This window comes from Streptomyces thermocarboxydovorans (assembly GCF_039524635.1).
In the GTDB taxonomy this organism is placed as follows: domain Bacteria; phylum Actinomycetota; class Actinomycetes; order Streptomycetales; family Streptomycetaceae; genus Streptomyces; species Streptomyces thermocarboxydovorans.
This window is the reverse complement of record NZ_BAAAGU010000019.1, coordinates 20,384-37,792: the sequence shown is the minus strand read 5'-3', so window position 1 is coordinate 37,792 and position 17,409 is coordinate 20,384. Positions and strand designations below refer to the sequence as shown.

Here is a 17,409-nt window from a genome sequence, read left to right as displayed (position 1 = left end):
GGGAGACCCCACGTGACCATCGCGCCAGCCGATCCGGCTTCAGCGATCGACGTGACCGAGGCGGGCGACGGCCCCGGTGCCGCGCTGCTGCGGACCCTGACCGAGCTGACCGCCGACCTGCCCGACGCCGACCCCGGCCGGGTGGCCGCCGCCGCGCTGCGCGGCCGGTCCGCCCGCGCCGACGAGGCTGAGCTGCGGGAGCTGGCCACCGAGGCGGCGGCGGGGCTGATCTCCGAGGACCCCGCCTACTCCCGGCTCGCCGCCCGGCTGCTGACCATCGGCATCCGCGCCGAGGCCGCCTCCCAGGGCGTCACTTCGTTCACCACCTCCGTCGCGACCGGTCACCGCGAGGGCCTCATCGCGGACCGGACCGCCGCGTTCGTCCGGCGGCACGCCGAGCGCCTGGACGCGCTGATCGACACCGGCGCCGACGACCGCTTCGGCTACTTCGGCCTGCGCACCCTGCACAGCCGCTATCTGCTGCGGCACCCGATCACCCGCAAGGTGATCGAGACGCCCCAGCACTTCCTGCTGCGGGTGGCCGCCGGTCTCGCCGAGGACGACACCGTCCGCGCGCTGGAGGAGGTCGCGGCGCTGTACCGGCTGATGAGCCGGCTGGACTATCTGCCCTCCTCCCCCACGCTGTTCAACTCCGGCACCCGTCACCCGCAGATGTCCTCCTGCTATCTGCTGGACTCCCCCAAGGACGAGCTGGACTCCATCTACGACCGCTACCACCAGGTGGCCCGCCTCTCGAAGCACGCCGGCGGCATCGGGCTGTCGTACTCCCGCATCCGCTCCCGGGGTTCGCTGATCCGGGGCACCAACGGGCACTCCAACGGCATCGTGCCGTTCCTGAAGACGCTGGACGCCTCGGTGGCCGCGGTGAACCAGGGCGGCCGGCGCAAGGGCGCGGCGGCGGTGTACCTGGAGACCTGGCACTCGGACATCGAGGAGTTCCTGGAACTGCGCGACAACACGGGTGAGGACGCCCGGCGCACGCACAATCTGAACCTGGCGCACTGGGTGCCGGACGAGTTCATGCGGCGGGTCAGCGCCGACGAGCAGTGGTCGCTGTTCTCGCCCTCGGACGTGCCCGAGCTGGTCGACCTGTGGGGCGAGGAGTTCGACGCGGCCTACCGCAGGGCGGAGGCGGCGGGCCTGGCGAGGAAGACCCTGCCCGCGCGTGAGCTGTACGGGCGGATGATGCGCACCCTGGCGCAGACCGGCAACGGCTGGATGACCTTCAAGGACGCCGCCAACCGCACCGCCAACCAGACCGCCGAGCCCGGCCAGGTGATCCACTCCTCCAACCTCTGCACGGAGATCCTGGAGGTCACCGGCGACGGCGAGACGGCGGTGTGCAACCTGGGGTCGGTCAATCTCGGCGCGTTCGCCGACCCGGCGGCCGGGGACATCGACTGGCAGCGGCTGGACGAGACCGTGCGCACGGCCGTGACCTTCCTCGACCGGGTCGTCGACATCAACTTCTACCCGACCGAGCAGGCGGCGCGCTCCAACGCCAAGTGGCGGCCGGTGGGCCTCGGCGCGATGGGGCTGCAGGACGTCTTCTTCAAGCTGCGCCTGCCCTTCGACTCCCCCGAGGCGAAGGCGCTGTCCACGAAGATCGCCGAGCGGATCATGCTCGCCGCCTACGAGGCCTCCGCCGGCCTGGCCGAGCGCAACGGGCCGCTGCCCGCCTGGGGGAAGACCCGCACGGCCCGGGGTGTGCTGCATCCCGACCACTACGACGTCGAGTTCGCCTGGCCGGAACGCTGGGCGGCGCTGCGGGAGCGGATCGCCTCCACCGGCCTGCGCAACTCGCTGCTGCTGGCGATCGCGCCGACCGCCACCATCGCCTCCATCGCGGGCGTCTACGAGTGCATCGAGCCGCAGGTGTCCAACCTGTTCAAGCGCGAGACGCTCTCCGGTGAGTTCCTGCAGGTCAACTCCTACCTGGTCGAGGATCTGAAGCGGCTCGGGGTGTGGGACGCGCGCACCCGGGAGGCGCTGCGCGAGGCGAACGGCTCGGTGCAGGGCTTCGAGTGGATCCCCGAGGACGTGCGGCGGCTGTACCGCACGGCCTGGGAGATCCCGCAGCGCGGTCTGATCGACATGGCCGCCGCCCGCACCCCGTTCCTGGACCAGTCCCAGTCCCTGAACCTGTTCATGGAGACGCCGACCATCGGCAAGCTCTCCTCGATGTACGCGTACGCCTGGAAATCGGGCCTGAAGACGACGTACTACCTGCGTTCGCGCCCGGCGACCCGGATCGCGCGCGCGGCCCGCGCGCAGCAGCCCACCGTCCCCGCGCAGCCCACCGCCGATCCCGAGGCGGTCGCCTGCTCCCTGGAGAACCCCGAGTCCTGCGAGGCATGCCAGTGACCACCAGCACCACCCGTCCCCAGAACCTGCTCGACCCCGGCTTCGAGCTGACGCTGCGGCCGATGCGGTACCCCGACTTCTACGAGCGATACCGGGACGCCATCAAGAACACCTGGACCGTGGAGGAGGTCGACCTCCACTCCGACGTGGCCGACCTCGCCAAGCTCAGCCCGGCCGAGCAGCATCTGATCGGCAGGCTGGTGGCGTTCTTCGCCACCGGCGACTCGATCGTGGCGAACAACCTGGTGCTGACGCTGTACAAACACATCAACTCGCCCGAGGCGCGGCTGTATCTGAGCCGTCAGCTGTTCGAGGAGGCCGTCCACGTCCAGTTCTATCTGACGCTGCTGGACACCTATCTGCCCGACCCGGACGACCGGGCCGCCGCCTTCGCGGCCGTGGAGAACATCCCGTCGATCCGGGAGAAGGCCGGGTTCTGCTTCAAGTGGATGGACTCGGTGGAGGAGATCGACCGGCTGCGCACGAGGGAGGACCGCCGCCGGTTCCTGCTCAACCTGATCTGCTTCGCGGCGTGCATCGAGGGCCTGTTCTTCTACGGGGCCTTCGCCTACGTGTACTGGTTCCGCAGCCGGGGCCTGCTGCACGGGCTGGCGACCGGCACCAACTGGGTGTTCCGCGACGAGACGATGCACATGTCCTTCGCCTTCGACGTGGTCGACACCGTGCGCAAGGAGGAGCCGGAGCTCTTCGACGAGGAGCTGGGCCGGCAGGTGACCGACATGCTGCGCGAGGCGGTCGAGGCGGAGCTGCAGTTCGCCCGTGACCTGTGCGGCGACGGGCTGCCGGGGATGAACACCGAGTCGATGCGGCAGTACCTGGAGTGCGTCGCCGACCAGCGGCTGACCCGGCTGGGCTTCGCCCCCGTCTACGGCTCGGAGAACCCGTTCTCGTTCATGGAGCTGCAGGGGGTGCAGGAGCTGACGAACTTCTTCGAGCGGCGCCCGTCCGCGTACCAGGTCGCCGTGGAGGGCACGGTCGACCTGGACGAGGACTTCTAGGAGACCTCCCCGGTCTCCGGGAAGGCTCTTCGGCCGGTGTCCGTCCGGGTGCCACCTCGTCTCACGCCGCTCGCGCGGTGTGCTGCGAGGTGGCGTCACGGCGCGACGTGGGGCCGGCGGAGGCCGGCGTGTGGCCGGCGAGGGCCCGGGGCGTGACCCGTGCCGTGTCCCTGGCGGTCCCGGCCTGCCGGAGCTGACGGTCGATCCTCCGCTCGTGCGCGATGCCGATCGCGGCGGGGAGGACCATCAGGGCGAACAGGGCGAGAACGACGAGCATTCCGATCAGTGCTTCCATGTGTGCCGTATCCATGGACACCACTGTCGCGTCAGACGCTCCTTACAAACAGTGGCAGGACTGCCGCACACCCTCGATTTCCTGCCAATGACGAGGCACACTGGGAGCATGCTCCGCAATGTGGCCGCCGTCCTCCTGAACGGCGTGAACCCCTTCGAACTCGGTGTCGTCTGCGAGGTCTTCGGCATCGACCGCAGCGACGAGGGACTGCCGGTGTACGACTTCGCCGTGGCCTCGGCGGAGGGCCCCGTGCTGCGCTGCAACTCGGGCCTCACCCTCCAGGTGGAACACGGTCTGGAGCGGCTGGAGGAGGCCGATCTGGTCGCCGTGCCGGCCGGGTCCGGCTTCGAGAGCCGCACGTTCCCGCCGGAGCTGCTCAAGGCCCTGCGCCGGGCGGTGGACCGGGGCGCGCGGGTGCTCAGCGTCTGCTCCGGGGTCTTCGTGCTCGCCGCGGCCGGGCTGCTGGACGGCCGCCGCTGCACCGTGCACTGGCGCCACGCCGAGACGCTGAGCAGGCAGTATCCGCATCTGACGGTGGAGCCGGACGTGCTCTACGTCGACGAGGACCCGGTGATCACCTCAGCGGGCACCGCCGCCGGGATCGACGCCTGCCTGCACCTGGTCCGCAAGGAGGAGGGCCCGGAGGTGGCCAACAAGATCGCCCGGCGCATGGTGGTGCCCCCGCACCGCGACGGCGGCCAGGCCCAGTACATCGAGCGCCCGCTGCCGCAGCACTCCGGCGACACGGTGGCCGAGGTGCTGGTGTGGATGGAGCGCAATCTCGACCAGGAGGTCACCGTCGAGCAGCTCGCCGCCCGCGCCCACATGTCGCCGCGCACCTTCGCCCGCCGCTTCCAGCAGGAGACCGGCACCACGCCCTACCGCTGGATCCTGCGCCAGCGGGTGCTGCTCGCCCAGCAGCTGCTTGAGCAGACCGACGAGACGGTGGACGCGATCGCGGGCCGCACCGGCTTCGGCAACGCCGCGGCGCTGCGCCACCACTTCGTGCGCGCGGTGGGGACCACCCCGCAGGCCTACCGGCGCACGTTCAGGGGCACTCAGGCCGCCTGAACGTGCGCCGTGCCGGTCAGCAACGCGGGCCGCGCCGGTGTCGGCCGGTCAGCGGGGCAGCGCCCGCAGCATCAGCCGCCTGGGCCGCAGTGTGATGCCGATGCGGGGCCGGGTGTCCGAGCCGGGTGCGTGCTCGAACCGGTAGTGGGAGGCGATCGCCGCGGTGATGAGCGTCAGCTCGGCCATCGAGAAGTGGTCGCTGGGGCACTTGCGGTTGCCCACGCTGAACGGGCTCATCGCGTACTTGGGCACCTCCTTGGACCGCCCGGGGAGCCAGCGGTCGGGGTCGAACTCCTCGTGCCGCCGGTACGACCGGTGGTCGCGCTGGATGGCGTACGGGCTGTAGATGAGGTCGGCCCCCTTGGGAATGCGGTATCCGCCGAGTTCCGTGTCGGCCACCGCCCGCCGGGTCAATATCCAGACGGCCGGATACAGGCGCAGGGTCTCGGTCACGACATTCGCGGTGTACGCCAGCTTCCGTACGTCCTCGAATGCGATCTGCCGGTCACCGACGACGGCTTTCACCTCGTCGCGGATCTTGTCCCCGATCTCCGGACGTTCGGTGAGAACCAAGAGTAGCGACATGATCACAGATCCGACGGTTTCACTGCCGGGTGTGAGTATCGCGATGACCTGGTCGTGGATCTCCTGTTCCCCGATGGGCTCGCCATTCTCGTCCTTCGCCTCGAGCAAAGCCGTCAGCAAATCGTCCGGCTTTTGACCGCTTGCCCGGCGGTCGGCGACGATCTCGTCCACCAGGAGGTGCAGATCGGCCAGTGCCCGGTTGAATTCCCGGTTGGCCGGAAGCGGCACCTTATAAAGCGGGCCGAGCGGCACCACCATGCGCTGGTACATGCCGCTGAACAAAGTGGCGAGCGAGGCGCAGATGCGCTCGGCGCGGGCGTCCATGTAGCTGCCGCGCATCAGGCAGCGGGCGGCGACCCGCACCGCCACCCGGAAGGACTCCGCGGTGACGTCCAGGACCTGGCCGGAGCGCCAGCGCTCCACCAGCGCGTACGCCTCCTCCGCCATGATCGGGCCGTAGGCGGGTATCGCGTCGAGCCGGAAGGCGGGCTGGATGGTGCGCCGCTGGCGGCGGTGCAGCGGCCCGTTGGCGGTGGCCACGCCCTCCTTGCCCAGCAGGCTCTCCAGGGACTCCCACAGCGGGCCGGCGATGATGTAGTCGGGACTGAGGGCCACCGCGCCGGTCAGGGCGGGAGTGGTGACGGCGTACACCGTCTTGGGGCCCAGCTTGAGGCGGACGACGTCGCCGTGGTCGCGCAGCTGGGCCAGGAAGGCCAGCGGGTCGCGGACCAGCTTCCAGCCGTGGCCGAGGACGGGGACCGCGCCCCCGGCCACCGGCGGCTGCCGCAGTCCGGTCGCTGAGCCTGTCTCGGTTGCTTCGGGCCGCACCGACTCGACGGTCATTTCTCACCTGCCGCTTCGTTGTTGACGTACGGGGGCGTGGACCGGTCGTCCCAGCTGTCGACCATGTACCGGCCGGACTCGTGGTGGAACCAGTAGACGGAGCTGAACCAATTGCGCATATTGCCGAGGCAGGACTGCACGGCGCCGCTCAGTTCCTTTCCTCCCACCGTCCCGTCGTCGAGGGAGTCAGCGAACCGTAACGCGTCGCTTTCCGCGGCGATGAATTCGGAGATGCATTTCTCGATGCGCCGCCGCATTTCGGCGATCGCCTCTTCCAGACTCAGCCCCTCGTGCGTGATGAGACTGATTCCGAGATTGTGCACCTCATTGCCCGCGATCTCCTTCGGGAGCGAGCAGAGGTCGTTGTACCAGGCGGCGAATTCCTGGCTGAGCAGTGCCGCCCGGTGAAACGCCGGATTCTCCCGTACTTCCGCCGGGAGTTCGCATCCCGCACTGGGCTCCAGCAGATCGGTCCAGATCCAGTGCGCGAAGGTGAGCCGGCGCAGTTGCAGATACTCCTCGACCCCGGGGACCACTCCGTTGGTGCGGTTGTGGAACTCGCGGTCGTAGGCCTCGATCACCTCATGGAAGTGCCCGGCGAACCGGAGGTTCCAGCTGCCGGACAGGAAGGAGTAGAGCCGCCGCACACTGTCCGAGAAGCCCGCGACCAGTGGATCGCTGTGACTCAGGTGATCCTCGGGGCTGTCGAGGGCGGTGTGCAGCTGGTCCTTCAGCCGCCGCCAGGCGGCGGGCCGGCCGTGCACGATGTCGCGGTCGTGCCGGTCGTCCCAGACGAAGAACCACGCGCTGTAGTCGGCTATGGCCTGCAGGACCTCGTCGGCGGCTCCGATGTAGTAGCCGGCCATGAGGTCGGTGTAGCACAGTCCGTCGGCATATTCCGCCACCTTGTCCGCCGACATGAGCCGCTTTTCGAGCAGCCACGCCCGGGTCCGCTTCTGGAGCGTCGGCCAATACGGATGGAGTTGCCGCGGAAACGCCCTCTCGATCAACGGGAGAGACAACGACGGTGGAACTGCGATGGTGATCGGTGCGGATGTGGTGCCGTGTGACAAAGCATGCACGAACAATCCCCTCTCAGCGGCCAGTTGACACGCGCCCGTCCCCCGTGCCGGGCGTGCGCCGGTGTCACGCATCCCCGCACATCCATTCAGCACCACAACCGACCGCTCTGGGAATGGATTTGCTTCTTTCACTACCCCCGGATGCCGAGATTCTCCCCATGTGTGTCTGATTCTGTATCAGGAGAGGACCGCAGGGGATCGAACGTGTGACGAACATACGGACGGCGTCCCGCCGGCGGCGGGGGCCGCCGGCGGGACGCCGTCCGGGGTCGGGTTCGAGAAGATCAGTCGTTGGCCACGACGGGGTAGCGCGGCTCGTTCTCGGCCATCTGCCGCAGCGCCTCCTTGCGCTCCCGCTTCGACAGCCGGTCGATGTACAGGTAGCCGTAGAGGTGATCGGTCTCGTGCTGCAAACAGCGCGCGAAGTACCCGGTGCCGCGCACCTTGATCGGGTTGCCCCACTCGTCCTGCCCGGTCACCTCGGCGTAGTCCGGCCGGGCCAGCGGCGCGTACGCGGTCGGCACGGACAGGCAGCCCTCGTTGCTGTCGTCCAGCCGGCGCTTCTCGGCGGGCAGTTCGACGAGCTTGGGGTTGCAGACGACACCGACGTGGCGCACGCCCTCGTCGTCCGGGCAGTCGTAGACGAACACCTTCAGGTCGACGCCGATCTGGTTGGCGGCCAGGCCCACACCCTCGGCGGTGCGCTGGCTGGCGAACATGTCGTCCACCAGCTTGCGCAGCTCGTCGTCGAACTCGGTGACGTCCCGGCACTCCTTGTGCAGCACCGGGTTGCCCACGACCGTGATCGGACGGGAGGTGCCCCGCTCGCGGTAGGCGGCCTCACGCTCCTCGCAGTCCTCCGTGTCGATGACGTACCCCTCGTCGTCCACGGGGAGCACGCCCGCGCGCTGCTGATCGGTGTCCTGCTGAGCCATGCCGACGTAAGCCTTCCTGCAAGCAAAAGGGGGGTTAACTGCTGATACAGGGTACGTGCAAGCGCCCCTCGCGGGGCGCGGGAGGGCATCCGGTGCGCGGGAGGGCCTCCGGTGCCGGAAAGCACGCGGCGGACCTGCACCGGAGCCGGCTAGCAGACCTCCTCGAGGTCCCGCCAGTCCCTGGTGTCCGGGCTGTCGGCCACCCAGCCGTCCAGCAGCCCCCTGACCAGCGCGGCCGGCGCCGCCACCCCGCACTCGCGCTCCGGCACCCACAGCTGCCCGTCGGTCCGGTGCCCCAGCGGTCCGGGATGGCCCGGCTCGCTGTGGTCGTGCGGGTCGAGGTGCTCGCCCTCGCCCTCGTCGGACGGCATCCGCGACTCCGAGCACATCCGGCACAGCAGCCGCACCGACGACGACCAGTCCTCCGCCGCGAACCCGGCGTCCGCGGCCAGCTGCTCCAGCGCGTCCCGGTCCGCCTCGCTGGCCGCCTCCAGCAGCACCACCCAGGTCGGCACCGGCGACGGCGCCCACAGCTCGATCTCGTCGAACACCGGGTAGGTGTGCCCGGCGGCCGTGCTGCGCTCGCCGTGCGGCACGCCGTCGTGCAGGACGACCTCGCCCCAGCGCCGCCCCGAGGACGGCAGCGGAATGGACAGCACCTCGATCCGGGCCGGGTCGAGCCGCCGCCCCCACACCACCTCGGCCTCCCCCTCCGGGGAGAGCCGTACGGCCGCGCTGCCCAGGTCCATGCCCAGCGGCTCACCGGAGTCGGTGGCCGCGCCGGGCACCTTCAGCCCGTAGGCCTGCCAGGCGCGGCGGGCCAGCGGCCAGTCCTGCAAGGCGGTCGCGGCGATGCCGACGTTCCACCAGTCGGGGGCTCCGGTGTCCCGGTCCAGCAGCGCCACCGCCCGCAGGCCGGCGGCCCGCGCCTGCTCCCAGTCGTGCCGGAACTTGTGCAGCAGCGCCAGGTTGAACCAGGACTCCGACAGCCAGGGCTCCAGATCGGCAGCACGTGTCAGCAGCGCGCCCGCGTCCTCGTAGCGCCCGTCGCCGATGAGCGTGAACGCCCGGTCCGTCGCCTCCCGCCAGGAGGCGGAGGGCCGGTGCCGTCCCTTGCCGAAGATCCTCACGATTCCCGCCTGCCAGTTCCATGCGGTGGGCCGGCTGATCCTTGCTCGCGCCCCCCGGACACCCTCTTGTTCGCATCCAACCACGTACGGCCGCAAGGGCGCTCATTACCCATGGGTTACCCAGCCCCGAGGAGGGTCAGACAGTTCTTCCCCTGCCTCGTGCGTGGCTCTCGCCACGCTCAGCCCCTCTGCTCACGTATCACCTCCGGGTTCCTCGACAGCACACGGGCCAGCGACTCGACCACCTCCGGCGCGTACTCCCCGGCGGTACCGAGCCGCAGTTCCTCCAGCGCGGTGAGGGGCCCGCCGGGGCCGCCTTCCCGGGACTTCTCCTCGTACGCGTTGACCGCGCGCACGATCCGCGCGGCCGGCAACTGGTCCCGGTGGGGGTCGGCCTGCTGCTCGACGATCCGGGCGACCCGCGGGTCCACCCCGGTCTGCCGGACGACGGCGCCGCCGAGCAGGGCGATCCGCCGCTGCTCCGTCCGCGGCAGGCCGGCGGTGGCGCCGGCCGGGACCGGGTCGACGAGACTGAGCTGGCCGATGTCATGCATCAGGGCCGCGTACTCCAGCACGGTCAGCTCGGGCTCGGTCAGCCCGAGGTCGCGGCCGACCGCCTGGCTGAGCGCGGCGACCCGGCGAGCGTGTCCGGCCGGGGTGTATCCGGCGATCTCGGTGGCCCGGGCGAGGGAGGCGATGGTCTGCCGGTAGGTGGCGCGCACGGCGGCCACCCGCCGGTGCGCCAGCTGGGCGAGCAGCAGCGGCACCGAGAAGACGGGCAGCGCCCACAGGCCGACCACGGCGACCGCGAGCGCCATCACCGCCCCGGTCGCGATGACCGCGGCGCCGATGCCGGGCACCGCGCGCAGCTCGTCGCGCAGCACCGGCCCGAAGGGCCAGCGGTGCCGGGAGTGGGCCAGGGCGGCGGCGAGCACGGCGTCGCACAGCATGGTCAGCGACAGCAGCAGGAGCAGCAGCAGCGCGTAGGCGGGGCCGCCCCAGTCGTCGAACGTGCCCCGGTTGCGCGGGGGCTGGAAGCAGACGGCGACGAAGCCGACGGTGAGCACGCGGCGCGCCAGATGGTCCAGGGTGGGCCCGTGCCCGCGCCCGACGTGCGGCACGCTGCCGAGCAGGGAGGCGGCGAGGACCACGGTGACGACCTGGGCGGCGCCGTGCGTGGTGGGCCGCCCGCCGATCTCGCCGAGCAGCCCGTAGGCCAGGGAGCCCGCGGCGGCGAGCGGCGCGGCCTGCCGGACGGGGGTGCGGCCGCGGCGGGTGAGCTCGCCGACGGCGACCAGGACGCCGAAGGCGAGGGCGGCGCCGCGGCTCTCGAGGCCGTGCCACAGGGTGGTGCCCAGGCAGCCGCCGGCCACGACGGCGGCGGCGCCGTGCACGGCGGTGTGCAGGGGCGGGCGGGGGGTCACCGCCGGGCCCCGGACCGGTCGGCGGCCGGTGCGGCGGGCGGGGGCACGCGGGCCGGGGACTGGTCGGCGGTGACCGAGGGATGCCAGCCGACCCGCCCGATCACCCGGACCAGGGCGGCCACCATCCGCGGGTCGAAGTGCGCCCCCGCGCACCGCTGGAGCTCCTTCAGCGCCACGGGCACGGGGCGGGCCCGGCTGTAGGAGCGGGTGGAGGTCATGGCGTCGAAGGCGTCGGCGACGGCCACCACCCGTGCCGACTCCGGGATCTGACTGCCCGCGAGGCCGTACGGGTAGCCGGTGCCGTCCAGGCGTTCGTGGTGGTGGAGCACCGCCGCTCGGGCCTCGCCGAGGAAGGCGATGCCCCGCACCATCTCGTGCCCGTACTCGGGGTGCAGTTCGATGATCCGCCGTTCCTCGGGGGTGAGCGGCCCGTCCTTGGTGAGCAGCCGGGTGGGCACGCCGAGCTTGCCGACGTCGTGCAGGATGCCCGCGAAGCGCAGCACCTCGACCCGCTCGTCGTCCATGCCCAGTTCGCGGGCGATCATCATGGCGGCCTGCCCGACGCGTTCGCTGTGCCCGCGGGTGTAGCCGTCCTTGATGTCGACGGCCTGCACCAGGGCCCGGATGGTCGCCTGGTGGGCGGCGCGCTCCCGGTGGTACTGGGCGAAAGCCCACCAGGAGACCCCCATCGGCAGCAGCACCAGCAGCGCGGCCACCGGGCCGTAGGGGCTGCGCCACAGCAGCGCCATCATCAGTCCGGCGAGCCCGTGCACGGTGAGCGGCGCCAGGGATCTCGGCAGCAGCCGCCACCAGGCGGCGGTGCGTCCCACGCGGTGCAGCGGGCTGCCCGAGGTGCATGCGAGGACGAGGCAGTCCAGGAGGGTCAGCACCAGGCTGAAGGCGACCACGGCGGCGCCGGCGGCGGCGAGTGCCGCGGGCACCTCGCAGCCGGCGACCGCCTCCCGCCCGCCGGCCGCCGTGTGCGTCTCGGCGGCGGCCCGCACGGCGAGCACCAGCTGGGCGGTCCGCCAGATCCGCCGCGGCAGCAGCGGGGGTTGCTCCACGGGGGCCAGCAGCGCCGCGGGCAGGGCGACCAGCGCGGCGGCGTGCGGCGGCAGCAGGAAGGCCCCGGCGAGCAGCACGGGGTAGAGGGTGCCGGAGGGGTTCGCCGCTCCGGGGCGGGAGGAGCGGACGAGCCACTCGCCGGCGGCGTAGAGCAGGGCGAGCAGTGCGGCGGCCTGCCACCACCAGGCGGGATCGTCCGGTGCCGGCAGCGGCAGCAGGCAGAGCAGCGCGGCCAGGGCTGCGCCCGTCACACAGATGCGGGCTCGTGCCGGTAACGCCTCCATGAGCCCCTCCCCGACCGTGCGGGCCGCCCTCGGCCTGCCGCCCGTCAGCCTCCGGAGCCTAGGGCGCGCCGGGATCCGTGCGGGCCGATAAGCCGGGGATTAGCACGTACGAGTGAGGTGAGGGGTGCGGGGTTCCTCGGTGGTCAGGACTCCTGAGGTGTGGCCGGTGAGGCGGCGACGTCGTGGTCGGGCACCGTCTCGCCGGAGCGGATCAGCTCGATGCGGCTCATGACCTTCGAACGCAGGTCGCCCGGCACATCGTCATGTCCGCAGCACCGCTTGACGAGCTTCTTCACGGCCTGCTCCAGGCCGTATTTCTCCAGGCACGGCGAGCATTCCTCGAAGTGGTGCTCGAACTTCGCACAGTCGTCATCGGGCATCTCACGGTCGAGGAACTCGTAGAGATGATCGAGGATTTCGCTGCAATCCGTCTCGTGCGGCTCTCCGCAGCTCATGACCCCGAGCCTTTCGCTTCGTTCGACTCTCCGGCGCCGGCCGGGACCAGTCCGCGATCGCGGGCGTAGTCCTCGAGCATGCCGCGCAGCTGGCGACGGCCACGGTGCAGCCGGGACATCACCGTACCGATGGGTGTCCCCATGATGTCGGCGATCTCCTTGTACGCAAAGCCCTCGACATCCGCCAGATAGACGGCGATGCGGAACTCCTCGGGGATCGCCTGGAGGGCTGCCTTCACGTCCGAGTCGGGCAGGTGGTCCAGCGCCTGCGACTCGGCCGAGCGCAGTCCGGTCGACATGTGCGACTCGGCGCGGGCGAGCTGCCAGTCCTCGATGTCCTCCGCGGCGCTGCGCTGGGGCTCGCGCTGCTTCTTGCGGTAGGAGTTGATGAAGGTGTTGGTGAGGATCCGGTACAGCCACGCCTTGAGGTTGGTGCCCTCGCGGAACTGGTGGAACGACCCGTACGCCTTGGCGAAGGTCTCCTGCACCAGGTCCTCCGCGTCGGCCGGGTTGCGTGTCATGCGCAGTGCGGCCGAGTACATCTGGTCGAGGAACTCGAGCGCGTCCCGTTCGAAGCGCATGTTGCGCTCGGCGGTCGACTCCGCGCCCGTGCCGCCCTGGCTCTCGGGCTGCTCCGCCTGGCCGTGATCGGTCCCTGCGTCGGTACCGGGAACCGGACCCACCTCCTCCAAGGTTGTCGCGGGACCGAGACCGGCCCCACCCGAATCGGAGGATAGACGACGATCCGGTCCGCCCGCCGCCCGAACAGGAGCGGTCTTCGCCGCGTGCAGCACCGTCCAGTCCAGGTCGGCGCGGCTGGTGCGGCTCGGGCAGTGGACAGAACCCATGCTGCAGACTCCCTTGCTGTGACGGCGGTGCCATCGGCCGGCACGTACGTCCCCTGCAACAGCGGGGGCCGGCCGGGCATTCCCCAGCGGTCGGCGGCGGGCGGGCATACCCGGCGGGCGAGGGGATCGCCCTGCCCTCACTTCAGCGAGCCGGTCCACCGCACGACCGCGCCCGTCAGCCGCGCCATCGTCTCCTGCTCGGTGACGCCGGCCCGCCTGGGCACCGCGAAGCCGTGGTCGCCGTGGGGGATCTCCACCAGCTCGTAGGGACCCTCGGGGAACTCACCGGGGCGGCCGAACGGGTCGTTGCCGCCCTGCACGACGAGGGTGGGCACCCCGGCGCCGAGCAGCTCCTCGGCGCGGGACTTCTCCGGCTTGCCCGGCGGGTGCAGCGGGAAGCTCAGCGCCAGTACGGCACGGGCGCCGAGCTCGCGGGCGGTGCGGCAGGCGACGCGGGCGCCGGCGCTGCGCCCGCCGGAGATCACCGGCAGGCCGGGTGCGGTGAGCGCGGGCCAGACGCCGCGCCAGCCGGCGTCCAGGGTCTTCGGGGCGGGGGCGACCTTCTTGCCGGCCACCCGCCAGGGCTGCTCGACCAGGGCCACGGTGACGCCGTGCGCGGGCAGCACCCCGGCGATCGCCCTCAGGTCCCGGGCCTCGATGCCGCCGCCGGCGCCGTGGCTCACGGCGAGGACCAGGCGGGGCCGGGACCGGGTGGCGTGCCAGGTGATGCGGGCGGGCCCGGCATCGGTGTCGATGGTCTCGGTCGTCACATCGGAAGCGGTGGTCACATCAGAAGAGTGTGCCCTCCTCGGGGGCCGCCAGCTCCTTCAGCAGCTCCGGTCCGTTGTTGCGGACGTTGCTGACCGCCGTGCTGACCGGGTAGGCGCGCATCAGTCCCGGGGGCGGCGGGGCGAGCAGCTCGCGCAGGTCGCCGGGGTCGGTGCGGGACGGGTCGAGCCAGGCGTCCCAGCGGTCCGGGGTGAGCATCAGCGGCATCCGCGGGTGGATGTCGGCGAGCGACCGCGGCCCCTCGGCCGGGGCCACGGCGAGCGGGGTCCGCTCCGCCTCGGTGGTGATCACGGAGCAGGTCACCCACCAGGCCTGCGGGTGGTCGTCGGGCAGGGTGCGGTCCCGCCAGAACTCGTACAGCCCGGCCATCGCGAACACCGAGCCGTCGGCGGGGGTCACGAAGTACGGCTGCTTGCGGGGCCTCTTCCGCTTGCCCTCCACCTCCAGTTCGCGCTCCTGGGTGCCGGTGACCCACTCGTAGTAGCCGTCGGCGGGCAGGATGCAGCGGCGGGCGGCGAAGGCGCGGCGGTAGGACGGCTTCTCGTGGACCGTCTCGGCGCGGGCGTTGATCATGCGTGCGCCGCCCTCGGGCGTCTTCGCCCAGGACGGGACGAGCCCCCACTTGAGCCTGCGCAGCTGCCGCACCGGCCGCGGGTCGGGGTCGTCCTTCAGCGGACGGTCCAGGACCGCGTAGACCTCCTTGGTGGGGGCCACGTTGTAGTCGGGCTCCAGGGACTCCTGCGGCTCCCACTTCTCTATCTCGAAGATGCCCGCGAGATCCTCCGGCCTGCGGCTCGCCGCATACCGTCCGCACATGTCCGACGCCCTCCCACCGTCTTCACAATCCCCCTCACCTTACGAGGAGGCACCGACGACGGACCGGCCCCTGGAGCGAGCCCCGGGTCGCCCCCGGCGCCGTGACCTGCCGGTTCTCCGCCGGGAACGGGCCCTGGCGCACAGGCGTCTCAGGTACCGTCCGCACAGACGTGCCACACTGCCAGACTCCGCCCGCACGCAGGGAGCCACCGGGATCACATGGAACGCATGGTCAGCACCGCATCCGCCTCGCTCGCCTCGCTGTGGGACGAGGTCTCCGGCACCCAGCCGGAGCCCGATCAGTGGGTGGTGGCCGCCACACTGGCCGCCGCCCTCGCCGTGGTCGCCTGGCATCCGACGTGGCGGCTGTCCCGCAACGCCATCACCATCGCCCACGAGGGCGGGCACGGCCTGGTGGCGCTGCTCACCGGACGCACGCTCACGGGGATACGCCTGCACTCGGACACCAGCGGCCTGACCGTCAGCCGGGGGAAGCCCTACGGCATCGGCATGATCCTCACCGCGGCGGCCGGCTACACCGCTCCCCCGCTGCTCGGCCTCGGCGGCGCGGCGCTGCTGGGCGCGGGGCGGATCACCCTGCTGCTGTGGGTGGCGACCGGCCTGCTCCTTGCGATGCTGGTGATGATCCGCAACGCCTACGGGGCCCTGACGGTGCTGATCACGGGCGGGACGTTCCTGGCGGTCTCCTGGCTGACCGGGCCGCAGGTGCAGGCGGCGTTCGCCTATGCGGTGGTGTGGTTCCTGCTGATCGGCGGGGTGCGTCCGGCCTTCGAGCTCCAGGCGAAGCGGGCCCGGGGCGGGGCCGGGGACTCGGACGCGGACCAGCTCTCCCGGCTGACGCACGTACCGGCGGCGATGTGGTTCTTCCTGTTCCACGCGGTGTCCGTGTGCTCGCTGCTGGGCGGAGGGCGCTGGCTGCTGGGGCTGTGAACGGCCCGTGCGGGGGCGCGCCACGCCGCGCTGCCGCTCCGCCGCCCGGGCGCACCCCGCCCCGATGGCGCCGCACCGGCCCGGCGGCCTCCTTATAAAGTGGCCCCATGGCCCCGAACCCCGCACACACCGCCCTCTGGCCCGCCCCGCACGCGAGCGGAGCCGTCGATGCGACGGTCCACGTGCCCGGGTCCAAGTCGGTCACCAACCGCGCCCTGGTGCTGGCCGCCCTGGCCTCCGAGCCGGGCTGGCTGCGCCGCCCCCTGCGCTCCCGCGACACGCTGCTGATGGCGGGCGGCCTGCGCGCCATGGGTGTGGAGATCGAGGAGGGCGTGGGGCCCGACGGCACCGGTGAGGCCTGGCGGGTGCTGCCCACGGGTCTGCGCGGCCCGGCCACCGTCGACGTCGGCAACGCGGGCACCGTGATGCGGTTCCTGCCACCCGTCGCCACGCTCGCCGACGGTCCCGTCCGCTTCGACGGCGACCCCCGTTCGCACGAGCGTCCCCTGAACGGCGTCATCGACGCGCTGCGCGCGCTCGGGGCCCGGATCGACGACGACGGGCGCGGCGCGCTGCCGATGACCGTGCGCGGCGGGGGCGCCCTGGACGGCGGCACCGTCGAGGTCGACGCCTCCTCGTCCTCCCAGTTCGTCAGCGCGCTGCTGCTGTCCGCCCCGCGCTTCAACCAGGGCGTGGAGGTCCGGCACACCGGCGCGACACTCCCGTCGATGCCGCACATCCGGATGACCGTCGACATGCTCCGGGCCGTGGGCGCCCAGGTCGACACCCCCGAGTCCGGCGGGGAGCCGAACGTCTGGCGGGTCACTCCGGGCGCGCTGCTCGGCCGGGACCTGACCATCGAGCCGGACCTGTCCAACGCCCAGCCGTTCCTGGCGGCGGCGCTGGTGACCGGCGGCCGGGTCGTGATCCCGGACTGGCCGGAGCGCACCACCCAGCCGGGTGACCGGCTGCGGGAGATCTTCACCGAGATGGGCGGTTCCTGCGAACTGACCGACGCGGGGCTGGTGTTCACCGGCTCCGGGAAGATCCACGGCATCGACGTGGACCTCGGCGAGGTGGGCGAGCTGACGCCCGGCATCGCCGCGGTGGCGGCGCTCGCGGACTCGCCGTCGACCCTGCGGGGCGTGGCCCATCTGCGGCTGCACGAGACGGACCGGCTGGCCGCGCTCACCAAGGAGATCAACGAGCTCGGCGGCGATGTCACCGAGACCGCCGACGGCCTCCGCATCCGCCCGCGCCGGCTGCACGGCGGGGTCTTCCACACCTACGAGGACCACCGCATGGCCACCGCCGGTGCGATCATCGGGCTCGCGGTGGAGGGCGTGCAGATCGAGAACGTGGCGACCACGGCGAAGACCCTGCCGGACTTCCCCGAGCTGTGGACCGGGATGCTCGGGGTGTAGGGGTTCAC

General features: G+C 71.8%; 16 protein-coding genes. 5 read left to right on the top strand and 11 right to left on the bottom strand.

Annotation, left to right across the window (positions count from 1 at the left end):
• Positions 1-12 precede the first annotated feature (12 nt).
• A complete protein-coding gene (locus ABD198_RS11245) occupies positions 13-2,385 on the top strand; it encodes a ribonucleoside-diphosphate reductase subunit alpha (RefSeq protein ID WP_343999955.1) in 2,373 nt (790 codons plus the stop codon).
• 62 nt (positions 2,386-2,447) lie between these two features.
• Positions 2,448-3,404, top strand: a complete 957-nt coding sequence (locus tag ABD198_RS11240; RefSeq protein ID WP_425580453.1) for a ribonucleotide-diphosphate reductase subunit beta — start codon at positions 2,448-2,450, stop codon at positions 3,402-3,404.
• Positions 3,405-3,465: 61 nt separating this feature from the next.
• Here ABD198_RS11240 and ABD198_RS11235 read toward each other — a convergent pair whose 3' ends face one another.
• A complete protein-coding gene (locus ABD198_RS11235; protein ID WP_343999952.1) occupies positions 3,466-3,699 on the bottom strand; it encodes a hypothetical protein in 234 nt (77 codons plus the stop codon).
• Positions 3,700-3,807: 108 nt separating this feature from the next.
• Here ABD198_RS11235 and ABD198_RS11230 point away from each other — a divergent pair, with 108 nt between their 5' ends.
• A complete protein-coding gene (locus ABD198_RS11230; protein ID WP_343999950.1) occupies positions 3,808-4,770 on the top strand; it encodes a GlxA family transcriptional regulator in 963 nt (320 codons plus the stop codon).
• Positions 4,771-4,818: 48 nt separating this feature from the next.
• On the opposite strand, the gene ABD198_RS11225 is transcribed toward ABD198_RS11230, so the two are convergent.
• From ABD198_RS11225 to ABD198_RS11180, 10 genes are all read right to left on the bottom strand, one after another.
• The gene (locus ABD198_RS11225; RefSeq protein WP_343999947.1) at positions 4,819-6,198 is read right to left on the bottom strand and encodes a bifunctional albaflavenone monooxygenase/terpene synthase; all 1,380 of its coding nucleotides are present in this window, start codon (positions 6,196-6,198) and stop codon (positions 4,819-4,821) included.
• Positions 6,195-7,280 (bottom strand): epi-isozizaene synthase, encoded by a 1,086-nt coding sequence (gene cyc1 / locus ABD198_RS11220; protein ID WP_344000036.1) that lies wholly within the window; start codon positions 7,278-7,280, stop codon positions 6,195-6,197. Before cyc1 ends, ABD198_RS11225 begins: the two co-directional genes overlap by 4 nt.
• A 284-nt stretch (positions 7,281-7,564) precedes the next feature.
• Entirely contained in the window at positions 7,565-8,215 is a 651-nt protein-coding gene (def, locus tag ABD198_RS11215) for a peptide deformylase (protein ID WP_343999946.1), read from the bottom strand.
• A 149-nt stretch (positions 8,216-8,364) separates the two neighbouring features.
• The gene (locus tag ABD198_RS11210; RefSeq protein WP_167997287.1) at positions 8,365-9,345 is read right to left on the bottom strand and encodes a tetratricopeptide repeat protein; all 981 of its coding nucleotides are present in this window, start codon (positions 9,343-9,345) and stop codon (positions 8,365-8,367) included.
• 179 nt (positions 9,346-9,524) lie between these two features.
• On the bottom strand, positions 9,525-10,769 hold the full coding sequence (locus ABD198_RS11205; RefSeq protein ID WP_343999943.1) for an HD-GYP domain-containing protein: 1,245 nt from the start codon (positions 10,767-10,769) through the stop codon (positions 9,525-9,527).
• Complete coding sequence (locus tag ABD198_RS11200) at positions 10,766-12,118, bottom strand: HD-GYP domain-containing protein (protein ID WP_343999941.1); 1,353 nt, start codon at positions 12,116-12,118, stop codon at positions 10,766-10,768. The genes ABD198_RS11205 and ABD198_RS11200 overlap by 4 nt, the downstream gene beginning before the upstream one ends.
• 143 nt (positions 12,119-12,261) lie before the next feature.
• Positions 12,262-12,573 (bottom strand): mycothiol system anti-sigma-R factor, encoded by a 312-nt coding sequence (rsrA, locus tag ABD198_RS11195; protein ID WP_167997285.1) that lies wholly within the window; start codon positions 12,571-12,573, stop codon positions 12,262-12,264.
• Positions 12,570-13,256: an RNA polymerase sigma factor SigR gene (gene sigR / locus ABD198_RS11190; protein ID WP_343999938.1), complete on the bottom strand. Its 687-nt coding sequence runs from the start codon at positions 13,254-13,256 to the stop codon at positions 12,570-12,572. The genes rsrA and sigR overlap by 4 nt, the downstream gene beginning before the upstream one ends.
• A 302-nt stretch (positions 13,257-13,558) precedes the next feature.
• The gene (locus ABD198_RS11185; RefSeq protein ID WP_343999936.1) at positions 13,559-14,209 is read right to left on the bottom strand and encodes an alpha/beta hydrolase family protein; all 651 of its coding nucleotides are present in this window, start codon (positions 14,207-14,209) and stop codon (positions 13,559-13,561) included.
• Position 14,210: 1 nt separating this feature from the next.
• Complete coding sequence (locus ABD198_RS11180; RefSeq protein ID WP_343999933.1) at positions 14,211-15,026, bottom strand: SOS response-associated peptidase; 816 nt, start codon at positions 15,024-15,026, stop codon at positions 14,211-14,213.
• Between the two features lie 228 nt (positions 15,027-15,254).
• On the opposite strand from ABD198_RS11180, the gene ABD198_RS11175 reads away from it, so the two are divergent.
• Both ABD198_RS11175 and aroA read left to right on the top strand, forming a co-directional pair.
• The gene (locus tag ABD198_RS11175; RefSeq protein ID WP_343999931.1) at positions 15,255-15,977 is read left to right on the top strand and encodes a M50 family metallopeptidase; all 723 of its coding nucleotides are present in this window, start codon (positions 15,255-15,257) and stop codon (positions 15,975-15,977) included.
• 107 nt (positions 15,978-16,084) lie between these two features.
• On the top strand, positions 16,085-17,401 hold the full coding sequence (gene aroA / locus ABD198_RS11170; RefSeq protein WP_343999929.1) for a 3-phosphoshikimate 1-carboxyvinyltransferase: 1,317 nt from the start codon (positions 16,085-16,087) through the stop codon (positions 17,399-17,401).
• The last annotated feature ends 8 nt before the right edge of the window (positions 17,402-17,409 follow it).